The organism is Acidimicrobiales bacterium, assembly GCA_035536915.1.
Lineage (GTDB): Bacteria > Actinomycetota > Acidimicrobiia > Acidimicrobiales > JAHWLA01 > JAHWLA01.
The window spans coordinates 175,837-201,397 of sequence record DATLNE010000044.1 but is presented as its reverse complement, the minus strand read 5'-3'; the positions used below and the strand labels follow the sequence as shown (position 1 = coordinate 201,397).

Sequence of the window (25,561 nt, the reverse complement as noted above, 5' to 3'; positions counted from 1 at the left end):
CGTGCCCGAAGACCTCCTGACAATCCTCAAGTTCGTCTTCCTGGCCCTGGTCTGGCTGTTCTTCGCCCGCGTGCTGCGCGCCGTGTGGGCCGAACTCTCCCCCGCCGCCGTCGCACCGCCCGCCTCTGCCTCGGCGGCAGCGCCCGCCTCACCCCGCGGCACCACCGCCCCCGCCCGGGTCAAGGTCGTCGACCCGCCCGACCGCCGGGGCCGCATGTACGACCTGGCCGACGAGGTGACGATCGGCCGGGCCTCGGGCTGCCAGATCGCCCTGGAGGACGACAAGGCCGTCTCCCAGCTCCACGCCCGCCTCTTCCGCCGCGACGGCCGCCTCTACCTGGAAGACCTCGGCTCCACCAACGGCACCTACCTCAACGCCAAGAAGGTCGCCGGCCCCGTCGCCCTCGCCCGCGGCGACCGGGTGCAAGTGGGGCGTACCGTCCTGGAGGTGACCAAGTGACTCGCCTGCGCTGGGGCTCGGCCACCGACGTGGGCCGGGTCCGCCAGAACAACGAGGACAACCTCCTCATCGCCTCGCCGCTGTTCGCCGTGGCCGACGGCATGGGCGGCCACGCCGCGGGCGAGGTGGCCTCCGGCATCGCCGTCGAGGCGCTCGGCAGCGGCTTCGACGCCAACCGCACGGCCAGCGGCCTGGCCGACGCCGTACGGGCCGCCAACCGGGCCGTGTGGGAACGGGCGCAACAGCAGTCCGACCTGCGGGGCATGGGCACCACCCTCACCGCCGTCGCCCTGGTCGACGACGACGGCCAAGACGTGCTCGCCGTGGTCAACGTAGGCGACTCGCGCGCCTACCGCCTCCAGGGCGGCGACCTCGAACAGCTCACCGAGGACCACAGCCTGGTAGAGGAACTGGTCCGCACCGGCCGCATCAGCGCAGCCGAGGCGCAGGTCCACCCCCAGAAGCACGTCCTGACCCGGGTGCTCGGCGTCGATGCCGACGTCGAGGTCGACTGCTTCCGGGTCATCCCCTACGAGGGCGATCGCTTCCTGCTGGCCAGCGACGGGCTGTTCAACGAGGTCGACGACCGCACCATCGCCTCGGTGCTGCGCAGCACCGCAGATCCCGACGAGGCCGCCGCCAAGCTGGTCGAGCTGGCCAAGGCCAACGGCGGCAACGACAACATCACCGTCGTGGTGGTCGACGTGGTCGACGACGACAACCGGGCCGAGAAGGCATCCGCGGCCCTGGCCGACGACGCCCCGCCACCCCTCGACTGGCGCGACCTCGAAGAAGACGACGACCACCGCCCCCGGCAGAAAGCCAAGGCACAGAAGGCGCAGCAGCCCAAGCGCCGCCGCATGACGGGCCGGGTGGTGGCCTTCCTGCTCATCCTGTTGCTGCTGCTCGGCGGGGCCGCCGGCGCAGTCGCGTGGTTCGCCCGGGGCAGCTACTACGTGGGCCTCGACGGCGACCGGGTCACGATCTACCAGGGGCGGCCCGACGGCCTGTTGTGGTTCGACCCGACGGTGGCCCGGCGCACCGACCTCACCACCGCCGACGTGGTCCCCGGTCGCCTCGACGCCTTGGAGAAGGGCAAGCAAGAGCCGTCGTTGGCCGACGCCGAGGAGTACGTCGAGAACCTGCGCGACGAGGCCGAGGCCCGCTTCGGCACGCCGTCGAGCGCACCGCCCACCTCGACGTCGTCTCCGACGACGTCCCCATGACGCCGAACCTGCGTAGGAATCGGCCCGGAAAACGGCGCGATCCCTACGCAACGTCGGGGTCGGCATGACCCGGTCGCCGCGCCGCGACACCGAGCTGGGGCTGCTCGTGCTCGTGGCCCTGCTCACCGCGGGCGCCTACGCCCTGGCCAGCCTGGGCCGCAGCGCCTCGTTGCCCGCCAACATCGGCCCCTTCCTCGGCATCATCCTCGGGCTGCTGCTCGCCGCTCACCTCGTCGTGCGCCGCCTCGCCCCCAACGGCGACGCCGTGCTGCTGCCGGTGGCGGGCCTGCTCAACGGCATCGGCTACGTCTTCATCGCCCGCCTCGACCGCGACCTGGCGGGCTTGCAGTCGACGTGGACGGCGCTCGGCATCCTCGCCTTCGTGGCCACCCTGGTGCTCGTGCGCCGGGCCCGCGACCTGGAGCGCTACCGCTACACCTTCATGCTGCTGGGCATCGCCCTGCTGCTCATGCCGCTGCTGCCGGTGATCGGCCGCAACATCAACGGCGCCCGCCTCTGGGTACGCGTCGGCCCCATGACGTTCCAACCCGGCGAGCTGGCCAAGGTCGCCCTGGCCGTCTTCTTCGCCGCCTACCTGGTGGAAAAACGAGAACTGCTGAGCGAGTTCCGCATCAGCCGCGGCCGCATGCCGCACATCCGGGTGATCGGCCCCATCCTCCTGGCCTGGGGCATGGCCATGGTGGTCATGACCGCCGAGCGCGACCTGGGCTCCTCGCTGCTGTTCTTCGCCCTGTTCATCAGCATGGTGTGGGTGGCCACGGCCCGCGCCGAGTACCTCGGCGTGGGCGGCGGCCTCTTCCTGGTCGGCGCCTTCTTCGCCTACACCACGTTCGCCCACGTGGCCTCCCGGGTGCGCATCTGGATCGACCCGTGGACCACCGCGTCTGGCTCGGGCTACCAACTGGTGCAGGGCCTCTACGCCATGGGCTCGGGCGGCTTCGGCGGCAGCGGCATCGGGCTGGGCGCGCCCGGGCGCATCCCGGCGGCGGCCACCGACTTCATCTTCGCCGCCATCGGCGAGGAGCTCGGCCTGCTGGGCACCGCCGCCATCGTGGTCGCTTACCTGCTGCTGGTGGGCGTGGGCCTGCGCATCGCCCTGCGGGCCGACCAGCCCTTCGAGAAGCTGCTGGCGGCGGGGCTCACCACCATCCTCGGGGTGCAGACCTTCATCATCCTGGGCGGCGTCACCCGACTCGTCCCCCTGACCGGCATCACCTTGCCGTTCGTCAGCTACGGCGGGTCGTCGCTCATCGCCAACTACATCCTGTTGGCCCTGCTGCTGCGCATCTCCGACCGACAGGCGGCGACCACCTGATGGACCGCCAGATCCGCCGCCTGGGCATCGTGCTCATGGGCTTGTTCGTGCTGCTGTTCCTGCAGCTCAACAACCTGCAGGTGCTGCAAGCCGACAAGCTGGCCAACGCCCCCGGCAACACCCGCAACGCCACCCGCGACTTCAGCCGTCCCCGCGGCATCATCCAAACGGCCGACGGCGTGGTGCTAGCCCGCTCGGTCGACGTCGACACCGCCTTCAAGCGCCAACGCCAGTACCCCGAGGCCGAGTTGTTCGGCCACGTCACCGGCTACTTCTCGTTCACCTACGGCAGCGACGGCGTCGAGCGCACCTACAACAACCTGCTGGCCGGCCGCGACATCAACGTGCGCGACTTCAGCGACGTGCTGGCCGACCGCGTAACCACCAACGACGTCACCCTCACCATCACCAAGCGGGTGCAGCAGGTGGCCCGTGATGCCTTGCAAGGCCGCAAGGGCGCCGTCGTCGCCCTCGACCCGACCAACGGGGCCGTGCTCGCCTTCTGGAGCTTCCCGTCGTACAACCCGCAGCCGCTGAGCGGCCACGACCAGAAGGCCGTGCAGTCGGCGTGGAACGCGCTGGAGGACGACGCCAACCAGCCCATGCTCCCCCGCACCTACCGACGCAGCTACGCCCCTGGTTCCACGTTCAAGGTCGTCACGGCGGCGGCGGCCCTCGAACAAGCGCCCGACCTGGCCACCAAGAGCTACCCCACCCTGCGCACCCTCGACCTGCCCCAGACCAACCGCGACCTGCCCAACTTCGGCGGGTCGTCGTGCGGCGGGGCGCTGCCCGCCCTGCTGAAGGTGTCGTGCAACACCGGCTTCGCCCAGATGGGCATGGACCTCGGCACAGACCGGCTGACCGACGAGGCCGAGCAGTTCGGCTTCAACGCCGCGCCCCCCATCGACCTGCCCGCCCCGGCCCGCTCGGCCTTCCCGGCCAAGAACAGCCAGCCCGGGCTGGCCCAAGCGGCCATCGGCCAGCAGGACGTGACCGCCACCCCGCTGGAGATGGCCCTGGTGGCCGCGGCGGTCGGCAACGGCGGGTCGATCATGAAGCCCTACGTGACGGCCGAGGTGCGCAACCACGAAGGACGGGTGGTGCAGTCGGCCGAGCCCGGCGAGTGGAAGCGGGCCATGTCGCCCGAGAACGCCGCCGCCCTGCGCGACATGATGATCCAGGTGGTCAACGGCGGCACCGCCACCCGTGCCGCCATCCCCGGCATCCAGGTGGCGGCCAAGACCGGCACCGCCCAGACCACAGGCGAGAACTCCCACGCCTGGATCATCGCCTTCGCCCCGGCCGAGGCCCCCAAGGTGGCCGTGGCCGTCATCGTGGAGAGCCAGCCGGGCCTGGGCGACACCGTCACCGGCGGGCGCATCGCGGCACCGATTGCCCGGGCTGTACTCCAAGCGGCGCTGGGCGCCCCCTAGGCTGGAACGGAACTCATGGCACAGCGCGCCCAGGTCTTCAACGGACGGTACGAGATCGTCCGACCCATCGCCCGCGGCGGCATGGCCGACGTGTTCCTCGCACGCGACCAGTTGCTCGACCGGCCCGTCGCCCTCAAGGTGCTGTTCCCCGAGCTGTCGGTCGACCGCTCGTTCGTCGAGCGCTTCCGCCGGGAGGCCCAAGCGGCCGCCAACCTGGCGCACCCCAACGTGGTGTCGGTCTACGACTTCGGCGAAGAGGACGGCATCTCGTTCATCGTCATGGAGTTCGTCGACGGCCGCACCCTCACGTCGGTGCTGCGCTCCGAGGGCACGCTGTTGGCCGACCGGGCCGCCACCATCGGCGCCGACGTGGCCGCCGCCCTGGCCTTCGCCCACCGCAACGGGGTGGTGCACCGCGACGTGAAGCCGGGCAACGTGCTCATCGACAACTCCGGGCACGTCAAGGTCACCGACTTCGGCATCGCCCGGGCCGCCAACTCCGAGGAGAACCTCACCCAGGCGGGCGCGGTGATGGGCACGGCCACCTACTTCTCGCCCGAGCAGGCCCAGGGCCACGACGTCGACGGCCGCAGCGACGTGTACTCACTCGGCGTCGTGCTCTACGAGATGGTCACCGGCCAAGCCCCCTTCACAGGCGACAACCCGGTGTCGATCGCCTACAAGCACGTGCAGGAAGTGCCGCCCACGCCCCGGTCGCTCAACCCGGCGGTGCCCCCGGCGTTCGAGGCCATCGTGCTGCAGGCCATGGCCAAGAACCCCGACCAGCGCTATGCCAGCGCCGAGGAGCTGCGGGCCGACCTGCTGCGATTCCGCCAGGGCCGGGCCGTGGCTGCCGTGCCGCCGACCGCGGCGATGGCCGCTACCAGCGTGCAGCAGGCCGTGGGGGGCGACCGCACCCGCATGGTCGCCGCCACCGAGATCGCCGATGCACCGTCGCCGCGCCGCACGGGCGCCTACGTGGCGCTGCTGTTGGTCATGCTCGCCGCGTTGGCCGTGCTGTTGTTCCTGCTCGGTCGCACCCTCGGCATCTTCGGCGGTGAAGGCGGGCCGGCCACAGTCACGGTGCCCAGCGTGATCGGCAAGACAGCCGACGAAGCCGAACGCATGCTGACAAGCAGCGGCCTGCGGGTGGAGCGCAAGCTCGAACACAACCAGGCGGCGCTCAACACAGTGTTCAAGCAGGACCCGGGCGGGGGCGAGAAGATCCCCAAGGACAGCCTGGTCACCATCACCATCAGCCAAGGCGAGGCGCTGGTGAAGGTGCCAAGCGTGGTGGGCGACAACGTCGACGACGCCACCGACGAACTGCGCACCGCCGGGTTCGAGGTGCAGACAACGTCACAACCCGACCGCTCGGCGCCCGCCGGGCGAGTGCTGTCGCAGGACCCACGGGGCGGTGCCGAGGCCCAGAAGGGTTCGGTGGTGAAGCTCGCCGTGTCGAGCGGCAAGCCCAAGGTCACAGTGCCCAACGTGGCCAACAAGGACGAGACAGCGGCCCGCGACGACATCGTGAACGCCGGGCTGAAGGTGAAGACCGTGCAAGAGGCGTCCGACACCGTGCCCCAGGGCAAGGTGATCCGCACCGACCCGACGGGCGGCACCGAGGTCGACGAGGGGGCGACGGTCACCATCTTCGTGTCGTCGGGCCCGGCTCAGGTCGACGTGCCCAACGTCGTGGGCATGACCGAGGAAGAGGCGACCAAGAAGCTCAAGGACGCGGGCTTCCAGGTGAAGGTGCAGACACGGCCGGTCACCGACGAAGAGGACGACAAGCGGGTGATCGACCAGGACCCCGATGTCGGCACCAAGCGCCCCAAGGGCTCCGTGGTGACGATCACCGTGGGCCAACTGGTAGGCGGCGGCTCGGACTGATCGCCCTGCTCGCCCACATCTCGTCCGGCGAGTCGTCGGCGAGACCTGGATTAGCGCGCGCTAGGGTCCCGCTCATGACACACACCAAACGCGGGATCATGGGCGCGCTGCTTGCGTTGCTCTTGCTACTAACCACCTCCTCCATCGCCAACGCCGGCGCGGGCGTATCGCGGTGGTGCTCCGATGAGAACCCGGCCCCCGGCGGCACAGAGGTCGGTGTCGTCGAATGGCCGGTTACGCTCGGCGCCGAGTTCGGCACCTCCAACGAGACCTACGTGATGCTCTGCTACAGCACCACGGCCGCAGATGACCCTTCGACTGCCGCCATCATCGGCGGTCGGGTTCTCATCATCGCCGAGCCGACCACACTGCTCCTGTGCCAGCGCGACACCAGTCCGACGGCCATCGGCCTGGAGTGCTCCTCTGGTGATCCCAATGCGTCCAGCCTGGGCAAGACGCTTTCGCTGCGTATCTCGGTGCAAAGCATCACAGTCGAGGTCGACCCGACCGGTGCCGAGCTCGGCACACCCGGTCCCCCCGCCTGCCTCCGCGGGGTTGCCATCTATACGCCCGCTGGCACCATTGGGCCGTTCGCGGGCGTCGGCGTCTGCTGAACTGCTCGATTGCCGCCCCCTGGCCGGCCCCTCGGCCGGCTAGGGGGCGGGCAAGCCGGCGGCCGCCAGGAAGTTGCGGAGCATCTCTTTGCCGTGGCCGGTGAGGATCGACTCGGGGTGGAACTGCACCCCTTCGATCGGAAGGTCCCGATGGCGCAGGCCCATGATCACGCCGTCGGTGGTCTCGGCCGTCACCTCGAGCACGTCGGGCACCGTGGCGGGGTCGACCACCAGCGAGTGGTAGCGGGTGGCCTCCAGCGGGTCGGGCAGCCCGGCGAAGACCCCGACCCCCCGGTGGCTCACCATCGACGTCTTGCCGTGCATGATCTCGGCCGCCCGCACGACCTCGCCGCCGAACACGGCGCCGATGCACTGGTGGCCGAGGCACACGCCCAGCACCGGCACGCCCGCAGAGCCCGCGGCCACGATCAAGTCGTTGGAGATGCCTGCGTCCTCGGGCCGCCCAGGACCGGGCGAGATGAGCACGGCGTCGGCACCCAAGGCCATGGCCTCGTCGACGGAGAGCGCGTCGTGCCGGTGTACGACCGGTTCGGCGCCCAACTCCCCCAAGTACTGCACGAGGTTGTAGACGAACGAGTCGTAGTTGTCGACGACGAGCACCCGGGGCCCGGCAGCAGCCATGGCAGCCAACGCTAGGCCGCCGGTCGGGCGTACCGCAGGTTGGTCGCCCCCTCGTAGGCAGGCACCTCCAGCGACGACTCCCTGGCCACCGAGAAGCGCAGCGCGAACGCCTTGGCATCGGCATGCAGCCGCCGCACCAGCCGGTCGGCGTCGAACCGGTCGCGCACGGCGCCCACCGCCACCACCTCGTACGGAGGCGAGTGCACCGTGCCGTTGAGCAGCAGCGTATTGCCCACGCACAACACCGCACTGGTGCCCACCAGGCGCTGGCCGTTGATGGCCATGGCCTCGGCTCCCGCCTTCCACAAGGCGTTGACCACGCCCTGCACGTCCTGGGAGTGGATCACCAAGTCGTTGACGTTGCCCGACGGCGATTCCGGCAGGTCGGAGTCGTCGAGCACCACCCGCAGCCCCGGCCCCCGCAGCGGCACCAGCCCGGCAGCCAGCGACGCCGCCCGCAGCTCCTCGTCGCGGGCCTCAGACCCCGAGGCCTGCCCGACCCGGTCCGCCCGCAAGCGGGCCACCCGCTCGCGCAGGTCGGCCACCCGGGCCCGCAACTCCTCGGCGGTGCGCTCCTCGCGTTCGATGAGGTCGACCAGCCGGTAGCGCTGCGGCAACCGCGCCTCGGGGTCGGCCGGGCGCGCCCGCACCGCGGTGGCGAGCACAAAGCCCATGAGCACACAGGCCACGGCGAGCAGCGAGCGCGAGCGGGGCATGACTATCCTCCCCCCATGCCTTTACTGCGACGACGCTCGAAGACCGAGGACGCCGCCGGCGACGGCAAGGGGGGCAAGGCCAAGGACGGCACGGCGAGCGGCCGGGTCACGCCCAAGGGCACCGGCCGGTACACGCCGCCGACGCCGAAGGAGTACAAGGTCAGCCCCCGCTGGGTGCCGGTCCTCATGCTCGTCTTCCTGCTGGCGGGGATGCTCGTCATCATCAGCAACTACATGCCCGGCGCCGGCCTGCTGCCCGGCGACACCGACAACAAGTGGCTGCTCATCGGGCTGGGACTCATCACCGCGGGCTTCATCACCGCCACGAAATACCGGTAATTACCGCCGTGTGAGTTCCCTCCCCAGCTTTGTCCACATCCTGGGGAGAACGTCATTCGATCGGCGGAGCGACGAGTTGCATGTCCTCCAGGCAGTGCCGCGGCGGCTCGGGGTCCTCGTCGGGGGCGGCGGTCATACGCAGTTCGGTCCCGCACATCGAGCACCGGAAGCGCAGGTTCACCTTGCGCAGCTCGCCGGGAGGCGGCGGCGGCGGGATGGGCTGGGCCAGCGCCCGTAGGACGGTCAGCCCGACCTTCATCACCACGAACACGATGATGACGGACACCACGATCTTGAACACCGCCCGTCAGGCTACGCCGCCGGGAGGTTGTGTACGGATCGCGCCGGAAAGCGGCACGATCCGTACACAGGTACCTGCTGCGGACTAGCCCAGGCGCTCGATGATGGTGGCGTTGGCCATGCCGCCGCCCTCGCACATGGTGAGCAGGCCGTAGCGGCCGCCGGTGCGCTCCAGCTCGTTGAGCAGGGTGGCGAGCAGCTTGGTGCCCGAGGCGCCGAGGGGGTGACCCAGGGCGATGGCGCCGCCGTTGACGTTGACCTTGCTCATGTCGGGGCGCAGTTCCTTCTCCCACGACAGCACGACGGTGGCGAACGCCTCGTTGATCTCCACCAGGTCCATGTCGCCGATGCTGAGCTTGGCCCGCTCCAGCACCTTCTCGGTGGCGGGGATGGGACCGGTCAGCATCATGATGGGATCGACGCCGGCCAGGGCGAAGGTGTGGAACCGGGCCCGGGGGCGCAGGCCCAGCTCGTTGGCCTTGTCCTCGCTCATGATCAGCGCGGCCGAAGCGCCGTCGGTGATCTGCGACGAGTTGCCCGCGGTGACGACGCCGTCGGGCTTGAAGGCGGGCTTGAGGTTGCCCAGCGTCTCCACCGTGGTGCCGGGGCGGATGCCCTCGTCGCGGGTGACCAGCTCGTCGGACTCGATGACGTTGCCGGTTTCACGGTCGAGGCGGCGCTCCCGCACAGGGATGATCTCGTTCTCGAAGCGGCCCTCGGCGGTGGCCTGCTCGGCCAACTGCTGCGAGCGGGCCCCGTAGGTGTCGACGTTTTCGCGGGTGAGGCTCCACTTCTCGGCGATCATCTCGGCCGAGATGCCCTGGGGCACCAGGCCGCCGCGCTCGGCGTAACGCTCCATGACCTTGGGGCCGAAGGGCAGGCTGCCGGGGGTGACCGACGCACCCATGGGGGTGGTGGTCATGACCTCGACGCCGGCGGCGATCACGATGTCGTAAGCGCCGGCCATCACGCCCTGGGCGGCAAAGTGGGCCGACTGCTGCGAGGAGCCGCACTGGCGGTCGATGGTGGTGGCGGGGACCGACTCGGGGAACCCGGCGGCCAGCACGGCGTTGCGGCCGACGTTGACGCTCTGGTTCCCGACCTGCATCACGCAGCCCATGATCACGTCTTCGACGAGCGCGGGGTCGAGGTCGTTGCGTTCGGCCAAGGCCTTGAGCACCTCGCCCGCCAAGTCGGCCGGGTGCCAGGCGGAGAGCTTCCCGTTGCGCTTGCCGCCGGCGGTGCGGACGGCATCGATGATCACTGCGTTGGCCATGTGGCCCCCTCTGTCGAAAGTAACTACTAGACCGGTCGGTCAAGTCTGTCCTGGCCGGTGTGGCTACTGCAACCGTGCGACGCAGCGGTAGCTTCCCGGCCATGAAGGACATGGACCGCTGGCTGGGCGACGGGGGCATGGCGATCATCGCCGGGATCGGCGCCGCCTTCCGTTCCTACGGGGAGGGCTGGGTCGACGGCGAGTGGGTGCCGACGCCGCTGGCCTGCAACCCGCACGGCATCGTGCAGGCGGGCGTGCACTCCGTCGTGCTCGACGCCGCCATGAACTTCGCCATCAACGCGGGCCTGTCGGGCCGCGACCGCACCCGGGCCACGTTGGAGATGAAGACCGAGACCATGCTGCCCGCCAACGCGGGCACCGCCTACGCGGTGCGCGGCGAGGTCGTGCGCATGGCCAAGCAGGTGGCCTTCGCCGAAGCGGCCGTCCGCGATGCGGACGGCCGCCTCGTCAGTCGTTCGACCGGGACGTTCTTGCTACACCGCGAACCTCAGCCCTGAGGCTGGGGGGTGGTGCGCAGGTACGGCTTCACCGTTGTGTAGCCGGGGAAACGCTGGGCGGCGTCTTCGTCGGATACGGCGCCGGTGATGATGACGTCCTCGCCCTGGTTCCAGTCGGCGGGCGTCGCCACCTGGTGCTTGGCCGTGAGCTGCAGCGAGTCGAGGGCCCGCAGGATCTCCTGGAAGTTGCGCCCGGTGGCCGCCGGGTAGGTGAGCGTCAGCTTGACCTTCTTGTCGGGGCCCACGACGAACACCGAACGCACCGTGAGGGTGTCGTTGGCGTTGGGGTGGATCATCCCGTAGAGGTCGGCCACGGTGCGGTCGGGGTCGCCGATGATCGGGTAGTTGGGGGCGGTGCCGGTGACATCGGCGATGTCCTTGCTCCAGTCGTGGTGCGAGTCGACCGGGTCGACGCTCACCGCGAGCACCTTGGTGTTGCGCTTCTCGAAGTCGTCCTTCAGCCGGGCCACCGCGCCCAGCTCGGTGGTGCAGACGGGGGTGAAGTCCTTGGGGTGGGAAAAGAGGATGCCCCAGCCGTCCCCGAGGTACTCGTGGAAGCTGATTGTCCCTTCGGTGGTGTCCGCTGTGAAATCAGGCGCTTCGTCGCCGAGTTGCAGAGCCATGTGGTGTCTCTCCTGGGATCCGGTCGCGTGCAATCGCGGTTCACGATAACCGACCCCTTCGGTCAGGAATTCCCCCCTCACGCGAAGCGCCGGGTAACGCGATTGAATAACGGGGTTCACTGAGCCCGCAGGGGGAACTTGCACCATGGCCACAGTCACCGCCGAAGACCTCGACAGGATGGCGGAGGGGGAGACCGTCCCCACCCAGTTCGCCAAGACCGTCGCCGAGCACGGCGACCTCGTCGCCCTCCGTTGGCGCAAGGCCGACGAGTCGTGGGGCGAGCTCACGTTCCGCGACTACGCCGAGCAGGCCTGCCGCGTGGCCGCCGGCCTGCGTGAGCTGGGCGTCGAGCCCGGCCAACGGGTCGTGCTCATGATGCGCAACCGGCCCGAGTTCCACATCATCGACATGGCCGTGATGCTGGCGGGCGCCACGCCCATCTCCATCTACAACTCCTCGGCGCCCGAGCAGGTGCAGTACCTGGCGGGCCACAGCGAGGCGGCACTGGCCATCGTGGAGGACATCGGGTTCCTCGAGCGCTTCCTCAAGGTGCGCGACGAACTGCCCGCTATCCGCACCATCGTGGTGCTCGACGACCCCGACCGCTTGGCGCCCGACGACGTCGTGCCCTACGCCAAGCTGCTGGAGGCGTCGCCGGTGTCGCTCGACGAGGCGTCGCAGATCGCCAAGCCCGACGACCTGGCCACCGTCATCTACACCTCGGGCACCACGGGGCCGCCTAAGGGCGTCATGCTCACCCACCGCAACATCGTGTGGACCGCCCAGACCTTGTTCGCCTGCTTCCAGCGCGACGACACCGCGGGCATGCGCATGGTGTCGTACCTGCCCATGGCCCACATCGCCGAGCGCATGACCTCGCACTACCAGGGCGCCCTCTTCGGCTACGAGGTCACCACCTGCCCCGACCCCAGCATGCTGGCCCTGTACCTGCGCGAGGTGCGGCCGCAGGTGTTCTTCGGCGTGCCCCGCATCTGGGAGAAGCTGCACTCGGGCGTCACCTCGGCCCTGGCCGCCGACCCCGAGAAGAAGCAGAAGTTCGAAGAGGCCGTCGCCGCATCCACGCCGATCGTGCAGAAGCGCGACGCAGGCCAAGAGCTCACCGAAGAGGAGCAGGGCACCTGGGACTTCCTCGACGCCGTGGCCTTCACAACGGTGCGCGGCCTGGTCGGCCTCGACGCCGTGGAGTTCGCCATCACCGGGGCGGCGCCCATCCCGCCCGAGCTCATCGTCTGGTACCGGGCGATCGGCGTGCCCCTGTCGGAGATCTACGGCATGTCGGAGAACACCGGCCCGCTCACCTGGGACCCCATCTACGTCAAGCCGGGCTACGTGGGCCGGGCGCTGCCCGGCGTCGAGGTGAAGCTGGCCGACGACGGCGAGGTGCTGGGCCGCGGCGGGCTCATCTTCCCGGGCTACCTCAACGACCCGGAGAAGACGGCCGAGGCGCTCGACGACGACGGCTGGCTGCACACCGGCGACATCGGGCAGTTCGACGACGACGGCTACCTCAAGATCGTCGACCGCAAGAAGGAGCTCATCATCACCGCGGGCGGCAAGAACATCTCGCCCGCCAACATCGAAGCGGCCCTCAAGGCCCACCCGCTGATCGGCCAGGCCGCGGTGATCGGCGACAACCGGCCGTTCATCTCCGCCCTCGTCGTGCTCGACCCCGAGGTTGCGCCCTCGTGGGCCAAGGAGCGGGGCATCGAGGCCGACACCATGGCGGCGCTCGCCGTCCACCCCGAGGTGGTGGCCGAGGTGCAGCGGGGCGTCGACGACGCCAACGCCCGGTTCAGCCAGGTGGAGCGGGTCAAGAAGTTCACGGTGCTGTCGGAGGAGTGGCAGCCCGATTCCGAGGAACTGACCCCGACCATGAAGCTCAAGCGGCGGGGCGTGAACCAGAAGTACGCGGCGGAGATCGAGGCGCTCTATTCGACTTGAGCGCCTCGGCGTCGGGCTGGCCGTTGCCGCGGCCTTCTCGTACGCCGTAACCGTGGTGTTGAACCGCTCGATGGCGGCCGACGGGCTCGATGCGTCGGCCGTCTTGAGCGTTCGCTTCTCGGTGGCAGGCGGCGCCCTGTTGTTGGTGCTCGCCGCGCAACGCCGTTCGCTGCTCCCTGCGCCGGGCGAGCGGTGGCGGGTCCTGCTCATCGGCGTGTTCGGCTACGGCATCGAAGCGGCGTTCTTCTTCGCCGCCTTGGAGCGAGGCACGACCGCCGCGGTGTCGTTGCTCTTCTACACGTATCCGGCCATCGTGACCGTGGCCGAGTGGGTGCTGGGCCGGGCACCCGCCGACCGGCGGCGAGTGGGGGCGTTGGTGCTGTCGTCAGGGGGCACCGTGCTGGTCATCGCCGCGGCGGGCGGCGTGTCGATCTCCACGACCGGCATCGCCATCGCCCTGTTGGCCTCGGCGTCGTTCGCCGCCTACCTGCTGAGCAGCGAACACCTCGTCCGCGAGACCGACGCCCTGACCACCGGGGCGTGGGTGGGGCTGGGGGCTGCGGCCTTCATGCTGGTGCGTGGGGCGCTGTCGAACGGCGTGGCGCCTGCCCCGGGTCATTGGCCGGAGTTGGTCGGCAACGGCTTGGCCACCTCGTTCGCCTTCGGGCTGATGTTCGCCGCCCTGCGACGCATCGGCGCCGGGCCGACGGCGGTGGTCATGACGCTGGAGGCCTTCTTCGCCATCGTGCTGGCCGCCGTGTTCCTCAACGAGGGGCTGCGGCCGCTGCAGGCAGTGGGCGGGGCGGCCATCCTCACCGCCACCGTGATCATCGGCCGAGCCCGACGGACACCAGCGGAAGTCTGAGTTTTACCCTACCGACTGGTAGGTAGGTAGAGTCGGTATATGGACGACGCCGCCCTTCTCGCCGCCCTGGTGCCCACCGTCGAGCAGCTCCTCGACCGACACCTGGCGGCCTCCAAGGAATGGTTCCCCCACGAGTTGGTGCCGTGGAGCCGCGGCCGCGACTTCGAGCCCGGCGTCGATTGGTCGCCTGAGGAGTGCGAGTACGAGCTGCCCGATGCCGTGCGCTCGGCGCTGTTCGTCAACCTGCTCACCGAGGACAACCTGCCGTACTACTTCGAGACGATCGAGCGGGTCTTCGGGGCCGAGGCGTGGGGCGTGTGGGCCCGGCGCTGGACGGCCGAGGAGATGCGCCATGCCACGGTGATGCGCGACTACCTGTTGGTGACCCGGGCCATCGACCCGGTGGCGCTGGAGCGGGGGCGCATGATGCAGGTGTCGGGCGGGGTCGTGCCCCAGCCCGCCTCGGTGGCCGACGGCATCGTCTACGTCACCCTGCAGGAGCTGGCCACCCGCATCTCCCACCGCAACACCGGCAAGATGATCCCCGACCGGGTGGGCTACGAGGTCATGGCCCGGGTGGCGGCCGACGAGAACCTCCACTACCTGTTCTACCGCGACGTGACCACCGCGGCCATCGAGCTCGACCCCTCGGCACTGGTGCTGGCCATCGAGCGGCAGGTGCGGGAGTTCGAGATGCCCGGCACCGGCATCCCCGACTTCGGCACGCACGCCATGGCCATTGCCAAGGCAGGCATCTACGACTTCGCCGCCCACCACGATCACATCCTCGTACCGGTCATCCTGCGGCACTGGAAACTCGAAGAGCTGACGGGGCTGAGCGACGAAGCCGAGGCGGCCCGGGCGCGGGTGCTGAAGTACATCTCCCGCGTGGGCATTGCCGCCAAGCGCTTGGCCCAGCGGCGGGCCGACCTCGTCGGCGCATCGTGAACCAACGCGTCGTGGCGGCGGCGGCCGCGCTGTTGCTGGTGGCGGGCGTGGCCGGTGCGTTGGTCGTCCGCGACGACGGCGACGGCGACCAGCACGTGGCGACGGATGCCACGACGTCGACCACCGAAGAGGTGACGACCACGACCACCGCCTCGACGTCCACCACGACCACGACGGGGGCCGCTGCCGTGGCTACGACGGCGGCGCCGACCACCTCGACCACCAAGCGGCCGACGACGACCACCACGGCCCGGGGCACCTTCACCATCTCGCCCACATCAGGCCCGGGCTACCAGCGCCTCGACGCCCGAGGCACGGGCTGCCGCGGCACCGACGCCACAGCGACGGTGTACTCGCATGCACCCAGCGGGAAGCGGGTCGGCGGCGACGGCGGCATGGCCGAGCCCGACGGCACGTGGTCGACACCCATCTCGGTGCCGCCCGACGAGGGGCCGGGCCGCTACAAGGTCGTGGCCACGTGCAACATCCCCGCGGGCGGCGGGTTCACCTACGCGGCGCAGTACTACACCGTCACCTCGTAGGAGTTGCGCGGCCGCCGAGACAGGCGCTGTGCTCATTGGTCGCCTCGCCTATCGGCTCGGCTCCTTGGTCAGTCGCCGAACTCCAGCATCTCCGAGAGGAAGTTCTTCTTCTTTTTCTTGTAGGGGTGCTGCTGCTTGTCCTCGCGGTCGCGTTCGTCGTAGCGGCGGCGGTCGTCGTCGTCCTTGTAAGGGATCGAGGGCAGCTCGCGCTCGGCCCGCTCGAGGATCTTGTCGAGCTCGCCGCGGTCGAGCCACACGCCGCGGCAGCGGGGGCAGTAGTCGATCTCCACCCCGCTGCGCTCCGACATCTGCAGCAGTTCGCCGTCAAGTGGGCAGTTCATGCCCGACGACGCTACCCAGCGTTCAGCAGCTTGTTTCGCCGGGCAGTTGGCCCCGCTCGCCGTCGACCACGTACTCCCGGGTGCAGTCGGGGCCGGCGCCGTTGTAGATGGCGGTGAGGCGCTCGAAGCCGAGCACGCTGACGATGTGGGTGGTGCTCATCTCGCTGGCGTGGCCGGCCAGGGGCGAGCGGTATGTCGGGTCGAGCTGGCCGCCGATGTAGCCGGTGGCGGTGGTCTCCCGCTCGGACTGCGGGCTCTTGAAGGTGACCGTGTAGGTCTGCGTGGGCACGCCGTTGGCGTTGAGCACGGCCCGCATGGTGGCCGACTGGTCGTATGTGACGAGCCCGTCGTCGACGCCGTGGACGAGCACGACGCCCTTGAGGCCGGCGGCCTTCATGTCGGCGGCCCTGGTGATGTTGGAGCGGTTGAGATAGGTGGCTGTCTGCTGCTCGAAGGTGCCGCCCATCTCCGCTTCGATGTCTGTCTGGGCGTTGCGGGCGAAGGCGTTGACGGGGGCGAGGATGCGAGCGCCTGTGTAGGTCTCGGCCACGGCGTTGGCGCCCTCGATGTCGACCCAGTAGTCGAACAGCGGCGTCGTGTTGTCCTCGCGCTTGGCGCCGGCGGCGGCCATGAGGCCGGAGGTGTTGCCACCCATGCTGACGCCGTAGTTCACGATGGTGCCGGTGACGTCGCACTCGGCCTGGAAGTACTCGGCGGCGGCGATGCCGTCCTCGGCGCCCTTGGTCACGTTCCAGCCCCGGGTGTCGGGGATGCCGGGCGCCTTCTCGGTGGTGAGGAAGGTGAGGCCCCGGTAGTCCATGGCGATGGTGATGACGTCGAGGTCCTGGGCCACCCGGCGCAGGTGGGCCTGCCACGAGTAGGAGCTGTGGCCGTAGCCGTGGGAGAAGACGACCAGGCCTGTGGGCGTCGTGTCGGGGAGGGCGTAGAACCCGGTGGCCGTCTCGCCTGCGACGGGGAGGTCGAAGCGGATGGCGGTGTCGGCGGCGTCGGTGCACGCCTGCGTGGGCGGCGGGGCCGTGGTCGTCGTGGTGGTGGACGACGAGGTGGTGGTCGTCGGCTTCTTGGCCGCACCGACCAGATCGGTTTGGCCCTTCGACCCGCCCTTGCCGGTGGCACTCGAGGAAGCGGCGAGGTCGCCGGAACCGGTGGATGTGGCAGCAAAGGCGGGAGCGACCACACCGGCTACAAGGGCGGCGCTCACCGCAAGACGTCGAATACGCATGAAGATATTTCTTCCCCGTGAGTCGGCGATCTTCCTCCTTTCATGATGAAGCACGTCCGCCGAAAATCACCCACATCCAACGATTACGGGTCGAAGCGTCCTACGAACCTTCAGACGACAACCAATTCGAGCGCGGGATCGAGGCGGAGAAGGTCATCCGGGTCGGACGTGACCACTCGTTGCCCGCTGCGGCGGGCACAGATCACCACGTGCGCATCGACAATGTCGCTGGTGCCGCTCGCCGCCAGCAAACGGCCCGCGCTCGTGGCGTCGACGCGGTCGAGTGGCATGACACGGGTCGTCGGCTGACGGATGAGCCGGGCGATTCGCGCCTGGCGTTCTGGGCGTCGAATGGCTTGCGCCAGCGCAGTGGCCGGGACAATGACCTCCGCACCTCTTTCAGCCGCTCGGGCCAGAAGCACGATCACCTGCCTGGCACCCCGGTCGAGGGCGATAAGCCCCCCGGCGTCGAGGGTGATGCCGGGAGTCACGCGGCCGGGCGCTTGTTGCGCTTTGCCGTCCCGATGATTTGATCGGCCCACGCTTTCTCGTCGGCCGAGAGTTCGCCACCGCTCTGGGTCAATGCTTCAGCGAGCATCGCTCCCCACCCGGCCACGTCGTCGAGCGCGATTCCCACGGCGTGCTGCACGAAGCCGGACACACTCGACGCCCGGCCTGCGTCGACCAATGCCCGGATGCGCTCGAGCTGGGCTTCCTCCAGCGTGATCGTGACCTTCTTGGTCGCCATACCGATCACCATACCTCGGTGACGTGCCGGCCGCAGGCAGAGTCGTTCTGGAACTCAGGTCACGGCGCGCAGCTCCTTCGGCGTCCACCGGGGCCAAGCCGGCTTCGACAGGGCGACACCGCGATCGAAGGATGCCACGACGCGGAAGGGCTCGGACGCCGAAGAGTTGTCGTAGACCGTTGCCTCGTCGACGAGTGGGATCGCCTCAGCCACGAGCGACCACAGGCGCGCGTAGCGGGACCGCACCTTCTCCTCGGGTACATCGTGGCCGTCGTTCTCGACTCGGTTCGCCACACGCGCCACGGCGAGATCCTCGGGGACGAGCACGACGTGCAGCATGACGAGGTAGCCCGCTTGAGCGGCTGCCCTGACGAGGTCGACCTTCGACTCGTGGGAAAAGACCGTCTCCGTGACGAACGATGTCCGCCCCGCGATGAGCTCGTTCCGGCGTTCGGTTGCCAGGCGAGACGCGTCGTAGGCGTGGGCGGCAACATCGTGGGGCCACTGGCTCGCGGCGATGACATCGGCGTTGACAAACTCGAGCTTGGTGACCGGTCCGATCACCCGGTCGTACAGCGTCGACTTCCCAGCACCGTTGGGGCCGGCGATGAGATGGAGAACCGGGTCCGCCATCAGTCGGCGGCGCGCACCTTCGACTTCCCCGTCTTTGCCGTGGGACCGCTGGCCGGCTTCTTCACTGCTCGTGGCTCGGCCGGCCCGCTGCGTTCGACGACGCTGCCCTTTTCGTCGAGCTCGACCCAGGTGCGGCCTGCGCGAGCGAAGTCCTCTGCGAGGTCGAGCCCGGCCCGGGCTTCGTCGATGCGCGCCGACCACTCGGCCCGCACGACCGCCTGCTCCTTGGGATCGAGGCTGTCGTAGGAGCGGCTGCCGGCGAGGACTGCGGCGATCTGCTTATGCGAGATGCTGGAAGACGCCTCGATCTCCCGACCGATCCGCGCCCAGTGGGCAACCTGCTGGGATGCGCTCCGGCTCTGCACGCTCCCGGCGAGCTTCGCCGAGGCGTACAGGTCGTCGTCGATCCGGGCCGGAGAGGTCGTCGCCATGGCTCTACTGTAGCAATCTGCAACAGTTCTCAACACGGCGAGTGGTGGACCCGGGTTGTCATCGGACGACCGCTGCCAGGTGATCCTAGGAGCGCCGTTGCGGATCGGCTCTCCGAACGGCAGGTGAGTGGACTACGCGCCTTTCGAGTGTGGTGCAGGCGTAAACTCGGTGGTGCGATGTCGACCCGTGCACCTCAACCGAGCCCAGGCGAGAGCCTCGAACTCTCCGTCGAAGAGTTGCTGCAACGCGCTCGCCCGCTGCCGTCGCACGAGGAAATGGTGATCGAAGACCTCACCGAGGAGGAAGGCGAAGCCTTCCTGGCTGCTCTCGAAGCGTGACCGCCCGAGCGCGCGGTCCGATCGTCATCGACACGAACGTCTTTGGCGCCGACCTCGTGCCAGGCTCGCCACTTGCCGACCGGTACGAGCCGGTGATCGTGGGGCGGCCCGCCTTCATCTCCTTCCAAACCGTTGCCGAGTTGTACTTCGGAGCCATCCAGCGTGGGTGGGGCCCGTCGCGCATGCTGAGAATGGAGGCGAAGCTCGCCCGTGTCGAGGTTGTGCACTCGGGTCCAGAACTCGTGCTGGTGCATGCACGTCTTCGGGTCGCTTGTCTCCGAATCGGCCATGCACTCGCCCAGCGCGCACACGAGGCAGACCGCTGGATCGCAGCAAGCGCACTGCGCCTCGGCGTGCCTCTCGTCTCCGACGACCAGATCTTCCGTGAGGTACCGGGACTCACGCTCGAAGCCGCCTCCAAAACCGGCTGACTTCCACCGCCTTGGTTCCGCCGGTTCGAGCAATGACAGGTTGTGGAGACGATGGGACTCGAACCCACGACTTCCTGCTTGCAAAGCAGGTGCTCTAGCCAACTGAGCTACGTCCCCGTACGGGGGACATGGTATCGGGCGGGCTAGCCGGTGGCGACGGCGGTTTCGGTGAGGCGGGCTTCGACGTCGGATCGGCGGACGAGGTAGCTGCGGCCGTAACGCTGCGCCGGGAGGCGATCGGCGTGGATCTCCTCGTACACGGCGGCGAGGGAGAAACCGAGTCGGTCAGCCACCTCGTCAGCCGTCAGCCATGCGGGGGTTCGAGGTGACATGGTGCCGCCGTCTTACCCGTTCTTCACATGCGCTCAAACCACTATTTGCCATGTGCCGGAATCGGGTACGTGGCGACCATGACCACCGACCACACCGACGACGGCGTCCTCGACCGCATGCGTGACGCCCCCGTAGGCACCAACGACCCCAACATCGTGGGCGATGTCGGCCCCACCGATGTCCCGCCGGGCCAGGACCCGCCTCTGGGCGAGGGCCCGATGGAAGACCCGCCCACCGACGACGCGCCGTCGCTCGACACCATGGAAGGGCCGACGACGTACGGCCAGCCGGTCGACCCCGCCTCCTAGTCCACAGCGATTCGCCGTTTTCCACAGGATGCGGGGGAGAACTCCCGAACCAGGCGTCGCATTCTGTGGAAAAGCGGCGGATTACGCGCCGGCGCCCTCGAAGGCGGCCGCCCGCACGCCTCGGCGCGCCAGTTCAGCCAGGAACGGCACCGGGTCGGCCACCAATTCCGACAAGCTGGCTGCCCCGGGCCGGGCCAGTTCGCCCCGGCCGGCAGCCAGCGCCGCCAAGGCGGCCACGGCACCGGCGGCCACCCCGGGGCGGTCGACAGCGCCGAAGATGCGCACGTCGCGCACGCCCGCGCGGCGCCCTCGGGCCTCCACCCGTACGGCACCGAGCAGGCCTTCGGGGTGCGGCGGGCGCAGCATCGGCAGCCGTGCCGTCAGCCGGTCGCGGCGGGTGGCCCCCACTCGGGCGGTGATCCGTTCGACGCCGGGGAACGCCGGCGCCAAGAGCAGGGCGTCGGGCAGCCCGGCCCGGTAGCAGTCCTGGGGGCCGATGGGGTCGGGGAACCAGCACAGTTCACGCCCTGACCCGCCCGGCCGCGACTGCCACGCCCCCTCACGCCAGTCGATCGCCCGCTCCGACAGCGCTCGATGGTGGCGACGGGCGCACGCAGGCCCCGCGGTGCCGGTCTTGGCCACGTGCAGCTCGTCGAGCTCGTCGAGGTCGGCCGCCGCGTGCTTGGCCAGCAGGCACGTGAGCCCCGGCGCGAAACCCGCCCCGACCACGACGTAGCGGTTGCGCTCCCGGGCCTCGGCGTCGAGCAGGAGGAGGCCCCGCACATCGGCCATGTCGTCGGACACGGAGACCACCGAGGCGCCCCGTTCGAGGGCTGTCTCGGCCGCAGCCCGGTGGTCACCCGGATGGGCCAGCACCACCACGTCGGCGTCGACGGGCCACGACCCGATCCTGGCCGGGACGCCGATCGACGCCACCACCGCGGCGATGCGGCGGGCATCAGTGTCGAAGACGAGAAGCGATTCGACGTCGTCGGACGGCACCAACTGGCGAGCCACCCGGGCGCCGACCGCACCCGCACCCACCAACGCGATGCGCACTAGCGGAGGTCGGGGCCTGACAACTCGCGCCAGCCCCCACGTTGGGGCGGCGTGCCACCGGTGCCGCGGAGGCGAAGCAGCCCGGCCAGCAGCCCGGCGGCACCAACAGCGAGCGCGAGACGGCGAAGGGCTTGCATAGGAGTGGGGCTAGGTGGAATCGAACCACCGACCTCAGCATTATCAGTGCTGCGCTCTAACCGACTGAGCTATAGCCCCAAGCCGAGTGCAAGACGATACACGCGCTCAGACGACCGAGCGGCGGGACGCGCCGGCGGTGTCTTCCTCCAGCATCGTCACCTCCACGCCGCCCACGATGTCGGCGGTGAGGTTGTAGACGACGGCCATCAGCACGTTCATGCCCGTGCCCAGCAGCACCAGGACGAGGCCGCCCACCGCCGACGAGGTGAACAGCTTGACCCCGGAGATGCGGAACGACTCGAGGGCGAACAGCTCCTTGATGAACTTCTCGACGTTGTCGATCACCCCGACCGACGAGGCCGCCACCCACAGCAGCGTGCCCGCCACCAGCACCACCACAAGCATGCTGGCGTAGAAGAGGGCCGAGAAGCGCAGGACCGTCCACGGGTCGATCTTGCGGATGACCCGCCGTACACGTCTCCCCTGCGCCACGGATCGGAGGCTACCCGCTGGCGACCGCCCCCCCGGGGACGCCGAAGTCAGGGTGGGCAGAGCTCGAAGTGGACGGGGTCGTCGGGGTACGGACGGCACAGCCCGGCCTGGCGGGCCACGGGCACCAGCGTGGGCAAAAAGGCCGAGGGCACGTCGACGGCCAGCCCCAGCTCGTGCTTGGAGCGCCCCGGGGGCGCCACCGGGAACGGGTTGCGGAAGCGGTTGGCCCACAGCGCTGCCTGCTCCGCCGTCGACCGCCGGCCCGAGGTGATGGGGATGGGGCGGCCGAGCAGCTGCTCGGCCCGGGCCAGCGCCGCCCGCAAGGCGGGAGCCAACCCTGCGGCGCCCTCCGGCTGCACCGGCCGTGCCCGGGCGGTGGCGACGGCCGGCCCCACGCTTACCCGCACCCGGGCGTCGTCGCCCACCCGGTCGAAGCCGAGCACCGACCCGCCGTTGGACCGGGCGACCGCCTCCGCGTCGGCGCGGTCACCGACGGCGCCCGCCAACGCCGCGGTGTCGGCCGCCGCCACCGCCCGGGCCCGCAGCACGGCGGCCCCGCCCAGCTTGCCCACCAACAACGACGCTGCGCCCAGGGCAACGAGCACAAGCGCGACGAAGGGCAGGGTCTGCCCCGATTGACCGCGACAGCGCGGCATGGTTCACCTCCGAAAGGACTGCGGGCTTACGGAGGGGGAAGTTGGTTTGGTGCGGCCTACTCGTCCTCGTCGGGCGAGAGGATGGGGGCCACCGAGGCGACGGTCTGGCCGTCGTCGAGGTTCATGACCCGCACGCCGGTGGCATCGCGGCCCTGGGACGAGATCTCCCGGACGGGCATGCGGATGGTAACCCCGCCGGACGACACCATGAAGATCTCGTCGTCGAGGGCGACCATGAAGGCGGCCACCACGTAGCCCCGCTTGGCCGTCAGCTTGATGCCCCGCACGCCTTGGCCGCCACGGGCCTGGCGGTTGAAGCGGTCGAGCTGCGTACGCTTGCCGAAGCCCGACTCGGTGACGATGAGGATGGCCGTGTCGTCGCGGGCCACGTCGCAGGAGACGACCTCGTCGCCCTCCTTCATGCGCATGCCCCGCACACCGGTGGACGACCGGCCCATGGGACGCACGTCGTCTTCGGAGAAACGAATCGTCATGCCGTTGCGCGACACCATGAAGATGTCGTCGCCGCCGTTGGTCTGGATGACCCGGACAAGTTCGTCGCCCTCGGAGAGGTTGATGGCGATGAAGCCTTCCCGGCGCGACTTGTCGTACTCGCTGAACGGGGTCTTCTTGACCGTGCCCTTGCGGGTGGCGAAGAACAGGTAGCGGTCGGACGGGTAGTCGCGGGTGTCGATGATGGCCTGGATGTGCTCGTCGGGGGCCAGCGGCAGGAGGTTGACGATGGCCGTGCCCCGGGCCGTGCGCTCCTTCATCGGCACCTCGTGGGCCTTGAGCCGGTACACCTTGCCGCGGTTCGAGAAGAACAACAGGAAGGCGTGCGCCGAGGTGTGGATGATGCGGGTGACGAAATCTTCTTCCTTGAGCTTGGTGCCCGCCACCCCGCGCCCGCCGCGGCCCTGCGTCTTGAACGCCGAGGCGTTGACCGTCTTGATGTAGCCCGTCTTGGTCATGGTGACCACCAGCGGCGCGTCGTCGATGAAGTCCTCGGGGGATTCGCTGCCCGGGTCGAAGGTGATTTCGGCCACCCGCGGGGTGGCGAAGCCGCTGCGCACCTCGGCCAGCTCGTCCTTGATCACCGTCAGCAGGCGGCCGCGGTCGTTGAGGATGGCTTCGAGCTCGGCGATGGTCTGGCGCAGCTTGGTCATCTCCTCCTCGAGCTCGGAGCGGCCCAGCCGGGTGAGGCGGCCGAGCGTCATGTCGAGGATGTGGTTGGCCTGCACCTCGGTGAACTCGAAGGGCGTCGCCATGAGCCGCTCGCGAGCCGCGCCCCGGTCGTCGGAGTTGCGGATGGCCTCGATGATGGCGTCGATCATGTCGAGCGCCTTGAGCAGGCCCTCGACGATGTGTGCCCGGTCGCGGGCCTTCTTCAGGCGGAACTCGGAGCGCCGGGTGACGACTTCGACCTGGTGGTCGACGTAGGCCTGCAGGGCCTGCACCAGGTTGAGGGTGCGGGGCACGCCGTCGACCAAGGCGACCATGTTGACGCCGAAGCTGGTCTGCAGCGGGGTGTGCTTGTAGAGGTTGTTGAGCACGACGTGGGCGTTGGCGTCGCGCTTGAGGTAGATGACGAGCTTGGTCTGGTTCTGAGCCGACAGGTTCTCGATGTCGCGGATGCCGTCGAGCTCCCGGGCGTCGACCAGGTCCTTGATCTTGGTGGCGATGGAGCCGATCGAGGTCTGGTACGGGATGGCGGTGACCACGATCATCGTGCCCCGCTTGCCGTCTTCGATCTCGGCCTTGGCCCGCATCTTGATGGAGCCCCGGCCGGTCCGGTAGGCGTCGAGGATGCCTGCCCGGCCCAGGATGAGGCCGCCGGTCGGGAAGTCGGGGCCCTTGACGAAGGCCATGAGGTCGTCGGGCGTGGCCTCGGGGTTCTCGATGAGGTGGACGGTGGCGTCGATGATCTCGCCCAGGTTGTGGGGCGGGATGTTGGTGGCCATGCCCACGGCGATGCCCTGGCTGCCGTTGACCAGCAGGTTGGGGAAGCGGGCGGGCAGCACCACCGGCTCTTGCTCGCGCCCGTCGTAGTTCCCGGTGAAGTCGACGGTGTCTTCGTCGATGCCGGCCAGCAGGTGTGTGGCCAGCGGGGCCAGGCGGCACTCGGTGTAGCGGGCGGCGGCGGCCGGGTAGTCGGGGGCGCCGTAGTTGCCGTGGAAGTCGATCAGCGGGTGGCGCAGGGAGAACGGCTGGGCCATGCGCACCAGGGCGTCGTAGATGGCCGAGTCGCCGTGGGGGTGGTATTTGCCCATGACGTCGCCGGTGACGCGGGCGCACTTGGTGTGGGGCCGGTCGGGCCGGACGCCCTGGTCGTGCATGCCCCACAGGATCCGGCGGTGCACCGGCTTGAGCCCGTCGCGGGCGTCGGGCAGGGCCCGCGACATGATGACGGACATGGAGTAGTCGAGGAACGACCGCTCCATCTCCTCCTGGATCTCAATCGGCTCGATCGACCCAAACGTCGTCCCCGACCCAGCCCCATCGTCATCGCCAGGCCCGCCCGGGATCATCACGTCACTCACAGCAACTCACTTCCGGTTTTCACTCTCACTTCGAGTCCAAGTCATGGGAACGGCGTCGCGCTGCGTGCTCACGCAACAGCGGCCGAGTCGGTGCGCCAGCCTCGGGTGGCCGGAAGGGAGGGGCCCGCCGGTGCGGAGCACCGGTGGGAGGGTGCCCTGGCGGACAGGCCCC

General features: G+C 69.5%; 31 protein-coding genes and 2 tRNA genes. 15 read left to right on the top strand and 18 right to left on the bottom strand.

The genetic code is table 11. The features are described from left to right. Position 1: 1 nt before the first annotated feature. From VM938_13335 to VM938_13310, 6 genes are all read left to right on the top strand, one after another. The gene (locus VM938_13335; GenBank protein ID HVF76021.1) at positions 2-460 is read left to right on the top strand and encodes an FHA domain-containing protein; all 459 of its coding nucleotides are present in this window, start codon (positions 2-4) and stop codon (positions 458-460) included. Beyond that, positions 457-1,686, top strand: coding sequence for a Stp1/IreP family PP2C-type Ser/Thr phosphatase (locus VM938_13330; GenBank protein ID HVF76020.1), 1,230 nt, complete (start codon positions 457-459; stop codon positions 1,684-1,686). Before VM938_13335 ends, VM938_13330 begins: the two co-directional genes overlap by 4 nt. 64 nt (positions 1,687-1,750) lie before the next feature. Then, positions 1,751-3,022 carry an FtsW/RodA/SpoVE family cell cycle protein gene (locus VM938_13325; protein ID HVF76019.1) on the top strand — a complete coding sequence of 424 codons (1,272 nt, stop codon included), beginning with the start codon at positions 1,751-1,753 and terminating at the stop codon, positions 3,020-3,022. Next, on the top strand, positions 3,022-4,458 hold the full coding sequence (locus tag VM938_13320; GenBank protein HVF76018.1) for a penicillin-binding transpeptidase domain-containing protein: 1,437 nt from the start codon (positions 3,022-3,024) through the stop codon (positions 4,456-4,458). Before VM938_13325 ends, VM938_13320 begins: the two co-directional genes overlap by 1 nt. Positions 4,459-4,473: 15 nt before the next feature. Then, positions 4,474-6,351, top strand: coding sequence for a Stk1 family PASTA domain-containing Ser/Thr kinase (pknB, locus tag VM938_13315; GenBank protein ID HVF76017.1), 1,878 nt, complete (start codon positions 4,474-4,476; stop codon positions 6,349-6,351). Positions 6,352-6,425: 74 nt separating this feature from the next. After that, complete coding sequence (locus VM938_13310; protein HVF76016.1) at positions 6,426-6,965, top strand: hypothetical protein; 540 nt, start codon at positions 6,426-6,428, stop codon at positions 6,963-6,965. A 39-nt stretch (positions 6,966-7,004) separates the two neighbouring features. Here the strand turns inward: VM938_13310 and VM938_13305 are convergent, their stop codons facing one another. Together VM938_13305 and VM938_13300 are read right to left on the bottom strand one after the other, a co-directional pair. After that, on the bottom strand, positions 7,005-7,607 hold the full coding sequence (locus tag VM938_13305) for an aminodeoxychorismate/anthranilate synthase component II (GenBank protein ID HVF76015.1): 603 nt from the start codon (positions 7,605-7,607) through the stop codon (positions 7,005-7,007). 11 nt (positions 7,608-7,618) lie between these two features. Beyond that, a complete protein-coding gene (locus VM938_13300) occupies positions 7,619-8,323 on the bottom strand; it encodes a DUF881 domain-containing protein (GenBank protein HVF76014.1) in 705 nt (234 codons plus the stop codon). Between the two features lie 15 nt (positions 8,324-8,338). Here VM938_13300 and VM938_13295 point away from each other — a divergent pair, with 15 nt between their 5' ends. Continuing rightward, the gene (locus tag VM938_13295; GenBank protein ID HVF76013.1) at positions 8,339-8,662 is read left to right on the top strand and encodes a cell division protein CrgA; all 324 of its coding nucleotides are present in this window, start codon (positions 8,339-8,341) and stop codon (positions 8,660-8,662) included. A gap of 52 nt (positions 8,663-8,714) precedes the next feature. On the opposite strand, the gene VM938_13290 is transcribed toward VM938_13295, so the two are convergent. Together VM938_13290 and VM938_13285 are read right to left on the bottom strand one after the other, a co-directional pair. Further along, positions 8,715-8,963 carry a hypothetical protein gene (locus tag VM938_13290; GenBank protein HVF76012.1) on the bottom strand — a complete coding sequence of 83 codons (249 nt, stop codon included), beginning with the start codon at positions 8,961-8,963 and terminating at the stop codon, positions 8,715-8,717. An 84-nt stretch (positions 8,964-9,047) separates the two neighbouring features. Next, positions 9,048-10,238, bottom strand: a complete 1,191-nt coding sequence (locus tag VM938_13285) for a thiolase family protein (GenBank protein ID HVF76011.1) — start codon at positions 10,236-10,238, stop codon at positions 9,048-9,050. 101 nt (positions 10,239-10,339) lie between these two features. Here VM938_13285 and VM938_13280 point away from each other — a divergent pair, with 101 nt between their 5' ends. Then, positions 10,340-10,756 carry a PaaI family thioesterase gene (locus tag VM938_13280; GenBank protein ID HVF76010.1) on the top strand — a complete coding sequence of 139 codons (417 nt, stop codon included), beginning with the start codon at positions 10,340-10,342 and terminating at the stop codon, positions 10,754-10,756. Here VM938_13280 and VM938_13275 read toward each other — a convergent pair. Further along, positions 10,747-11,379 (bottom strand): peroxiredoxin, encoded by a 633-nt coding sequence (locus VM938_13275; GenBank protein HVF76009.1) that lies wholly within the window; start codon positions 11,377-11,379, stop codon positions 10,747-10,749. The two genes, VM938_13280 and VM938_13275, sit on opposite strands and share 10 nt — an antisense overlap. 145 nt (positions 11,380-11,524) lie before the next feature. On the opposite strand from VM938_13275, the gene VM938_13270 reads away from it, so the two are divergent. The 4 genes from VM938_13270 to VM938_13255 are packed head-to-tail and all read left to right on the top strand — an operon-like array spanning position 11,525 to position 15,697. Further along, positions 11,525-13,342: an AMP-dependent synthetase/ligase gene (locus VM938_13270; GenBank protein ID HVF76008.1), complete on the top strand. Its 1,818-nt coding sequence runs from the start codon at positions 11,525-11,527 to the stop codon at positions 13,340-13,342. After that, positions 13,332-14,207 (top strand): DMT family transporter, encoded by an 876-nt coding sequence (locus VM938_13265; protein HVF76007.1) that lies wholly within the window; start codon positions 13,332-13,334, stop codon positions 14,205-14,207. The genes VM938_13270 and VM938_13265 overlap by 11 nt, the downstream gene beginning before the upstream one ends. A 39-nt stretch (positions 14,208-14,246) precedes the next feature. Continuing rightward, positions 14,247-15,155 (top strand): acyl-ACP desaturase, encoded by a 909-nt coding sequence (locus VM938_13260; GenBank protein HVF76006.1) that lies wholly within the window; start codon positions 14,247-14,249, stop codon positions 15,153-15,155. Continuing rightward, positions 15,152-15,697 (top strand): hypothetical protein, encoded by a 546-nt coding sequence (locus VM938_13255; GenBank protein ID HVF76005.1) that lies wholly within the window; start codon positions 15,152-15,154, stop codon positions 15,695-15,697. The genes VM938_13260 and VM938_13255 overlap by 4 nt, the downstream gene beginning before the upstream one ends. A 68-nt stretch (positions 15,698-15,765) precedes the next feature. On the opposite strand, the gene VM938_13250 is transcribed toward VM938_13255, so the two are convergent. From VM938_13250 to VM938_13225, 6 genes are all read right to left on the bottom strand, one after another. Further along, positions 15,766-16,038: a zf-TFIIB domain-containing protein gene (locus VM938_13250; GenBank protein HVF76004.1), complete on the bottom strand. Its 273-nt coding sequence runs from the start codon at positions 16,036-16,038 to the stop codon at positions 15,766-15,768. A 22-nt stretch (positions 16,039-16,060) separates the two neighbouring features. Further along, on the bottom strand, positions 16,061-17,281 hold the full coding sequence (locus tag VM938_13245; protein HVF76003.1) for a prolyl oligopeptidase family serine peptidase: 1,221 nt from the start codon (positions 17,279-17,281) through the stop codon (positions 16,061-16,063). Positions 17,282-17,391: 110 nt separating this feature from the next. Next, positions 17,392-17,772, bottom strand: a complete 381-nt coding sequence (locus VM938_13240) for a PIN domain-containing protein (GenBank protein ID HVF76002.1) — start codon at positions 17,770-17,772, stop codon at positions 17,392-17,394. After that, the gene (locus VM938_13235; protein HVF76001.1) at positions 17,769-18,029 is read right to left on the bottom strand and encodes a hypothetical protein; all 261 of its coding nucleotides are present in this window, start codon (positions 18,027-18,029) and stop codon (positions 17,769-17,771) included. The genes VM938_13240 and VM938_13235 overlap by 4 nt, the downstream gene beginning before the upstream one ends. Before the next feature lie 54 nt (positions 18,030-18,083). Next, entirely contained in the window at positions 18,084-18,662 is a 579-nt protein-coding gene (locus VM938_13230) for a zeta toxin family protein (GenBank protein HVF76000.1), read from the bottom strand. Beyond that, positions 18,662-19,093: a hypothetical protein gene (locus VM938_13225; GenBank protein ID HVF75999.1), complete on the bottom strand. Its 432-nt coding sequence runs from the start codon at positions 19,091-19,093 to the stop codon at positions 18,662-18,664. Before VM938_13225 ends, VM938_13230 begins: the two co-directional genes overlap by 1 nt. A 177-nt stretch (positions 19,094-19,270) precedes the next feature. On the opposite strand from VM938_13225, the gene VM938_13220 reads away from it, so the two are divergent. Next, a complete protein-coding gene (locus VM938_13220) occupies positions 19,271-19,432 on the top strand; it encodes a hypothetical protein (protein ID HVF75998.1) in 162 nt (53 codons plus the stop codon). Then, a complete protein-coding gene (locus VM938_13215; GenBank protein ID HVF75997.1) occupies positions 19,429-19,863 on the top strand; it encodes a PIN domain-containing protein in 435 nt (144 codons plus the stop codon). Before VM938_13220 ends, VM938_13215 begins: the two co-directional genes overlap by 4 nt. A gap of 43 nt (positions 19,864-19,906) precedes the next feature. Here VM938_13215 and VM938_13210 read toward each other — a convergent pair. Further along, positions 19,907-19,980, bottom strand: a tRNA-Ala gene (locus VM938_13210). Between the two features lie 26 nt (positions 19,981-20,006). Then, entirely contained in the window at positions 20,007-20,195 is a 189-nt protein-coding gene (locus tag VM938_13205; protein ID HVF75996.1) for a helix-turn-helix domain-containing protein, read from the bottom strand. Between the two features lie 78 nt (positions 20,196-20,273). Between VM938_13205 and VM938_13200 the strand changes: the two genes are divergently transcribed. Beyond that, positions 20,274-20,504 carry a hypothetical protein gene (locus VM938_13200; GenBank protein ID HVF75995.1) on the top strand — a complete coding sequence of 77 codons (231 nt, stop codon included), beginning with the start codon at positions 20,274-20,276 and terminating at the stop codon, positions 20,502-20,504. Between the two features lie 81 nt (positions 20,505-20,585). On the opposite strand, the gene VM938_13195 is transcribed toward VM938_13200, so the two are convergent. From VM938_13195 to gyrA, 5 genes are all read right to left on the bottom strand, one after another. Beyond that, a complete protein-coding gene (locus tag VM938_13195) occupies positions 20,586-21,563 on the bottom strand; it encodes a hypothetical protein (GenBank protein HVF75994.1) in 978 nt (325 codons plus the stop codon). A 142-nt stretch (positions 21,564-21,705) separates the two neighbouring features. Beyond that, a tRNA-Ile gene (locus VM938_13190) sits at positions 21,706-21,779 on the bottom strand. Positions 21,780-21,806: 27 nt separating this feature from the next. Beyond that, the gene (locus VM938_13185) at positions 21,807-22,193 is read right to left on the bottom strand and encodes a DUF3566 domain-containing protein (protein ID HVF75993.1); all 387 of its coding nucleotides are present in this window, start codon (positions 22,191-22,193) and stop codon (positions 21,807-21,809) included. Positions 22,194-22,240: 47 nt separating this feature from the next. Then, positions 22,241-22,849, bottom strand: coding sequence for a M15 family metallopeptidase (locus VM938_13180; GenBank protein ID HVF75992.1), 609 nt, complete (start codon positions 22,847-22,849; stop codon positions 22,241-22,243). Positions 22,850-22,905: 56 nt separating this feature from the next. Continuing rightward, positions 22,906-25,377: a DNA gyrase subunit A gene (gyrA, locus tag VM938_13175; protein ID HVF75991.1), complete on the bottom strand. Its 2,472-nt coding sequence runs from the start codon at positions 25,375-25,377 to the stop codon at positions 22,906-22,908. Positions 25,378-25,561 lie beyond the last annotated feature (184 nt).

What these genes read in the sequence shown, in the direction of transcription:
- VM938_13325 (HVF76019.1), top strand. Translation starts at nt 1,751, where the DNA reads ATGACCCGGTCGCCGCGCCGCGACACCGAGCTGGGGCTGCTCGTGCTC.
- VM938_13320 (HVF76018.1), top strand. Translation starts at nt 3,022, where the DNA reads ATGGACCGCCAGATCCGCCGCCTGGGCATCGTGCTCATGGGCTTGTTC.
- pknB (HVF76017.1), top strand. Translation starts at nt 4,474, where the DNA reads ATGGCACAGCGCGCCCAGGTCTTCAACGGACGGTACGAGATCGTCCGA.
- VM938_13310 (HVF76016.1), top strand. Translation starts at nt 6,426, where the DNA reads ATGACACACACCAAACGCGGGATCATGGGCGCGCTGCTTGCGTTGCTC.
- VM938_13305 (HVF76015.1), bottom strand. Translation starts at nt 7,607, where the DNA reads ATGGCTGCTGCCGGGCCCCGGGTGCTCGTCGTCGACAACTACGACTCG.
- VM938_13300 (HVF76014.1), bottom strand. Translation starts at nt 8,323, where the DNA reads ATGCCCCGCTCGCGCTCGCTGCTCGCCGTGGCCTGTGTGCTCATGGGC.
- VM938_13295 (HVF76013.1), top strand. Translation starts at nt 8,339, where the DNA reads ATGCCTTTACTGCGACGACGCTCGAAGACCGAGGACGCCGCCGGCGAC.
- VM938_13285 (HVF76011.1), bottom strand. Translation starts at nt 10,238, where the DNA reads ATGGCCAACGCAGTGATCATCGATGCCGTCCGCACCGCCGGCGGCAAG.
- VM938_13280 (HVF76010.1), top strand. Translation starts at nt 10,340, where the DNA reads ATGAAGGACATGGACCGCTGGCTGGGCGACGGGGGCATGGCGATCATC.
- VM938_13275 (HVF76009.1), bottom strand. Translation starts at nt 11,379, where the DNA reads ATGGCTCTGCAACTCGGCGACGAAGCGCCTGATTTCACAGCGGACACC.
- VM938_13270 (HVF76008.1), top strand. Translation starts at nt 11,525, where the DNA reads ATGGCCACAGTCACCGCCGAAGACCTCGACAGGATGGCGGAGGGGGAG.
- VM938_13260 (HVF76006.1), top strand. Translation starts at nt 14,247, where the DNA reads ATGGACGACGCCGCCCTTCTCGCCGCCCTGGTGCCCACCGTCGAGCAG.
- VM938_13250 (HVF76004.1), bottom strand. Translation starts at nt 16,038, where the DNA reads ATGAACTGCCCACTTGACGGCGAACTGCTGCAGATGTCGGAGCGCAGC.
- VM938_13245 (HVF76003.1), bottom strand. Translation starts at nt 17,281, where the DNA reads ATGCGTATTCGACGTCTTGCGGTGAGCGCCGCCCTTGTAGCCGGTGTG.
- VM938_13235 (HVF76001.1), bottom strand. Translation starts at nt 18,029, where the DNA reads ATGGCGACCAAGAAGGTCACGATCACGCTGGAGGAAGCCCAGCTCGAG.
- VM938_13230 (HVF76000.1), bottom strand. Translation starts at nt 18,662, where the DNA reads ATGGCGGACCCGGTTCTCCATCTCATCGCCGGCCCCAACGGTGCTGGG.
- VM938_13225 (HVF75999.1), bottom strand. Translation starts at nt 19,093, where the DNA reads ATGGCGACGACCTCTCCGGCCCGGATCGACGACGACCTGTACGCCTCG.
- VM938_13220 (HVF75998.1), top strand. Translation starts at nt 19,271, where the DNA reads ATGTCGACCCGTGCACCTCAACCGAGCCCAGGCGAGAGCCTCGAACTC.
- VM938_13205 (HVF75996.1), bottom strand. Translation starts at nt 20,195, where the DNA reads ATGTCACCTCGAACCCCCGCATGGCTGACGGCTGACGAGGTGGCTGAC.
- VM938_13200 (HVF75995.1), top strand. Translation starts at nt 20,274, where the DNA reads ATGACCACCGACCACACCGACGACGGCGTCCTCGACCGCATGCGTGAC.
- VM938_13180 (HVF75992.1), bottom strand. Translation starts at nt 22,849, where the DNA reads ATGCCGCGCTGTCGCGGTCAATCGGGGCAGACCCTGCCCTTCGTCGCG.
- gyrA (HVF75991.1), bottom strand. Translation starts at nt 25,377, where the DNA reads ATGATCCCGGGCGGGCCTGGCGATGACGATGGGGCTGGGTCGGGGACG.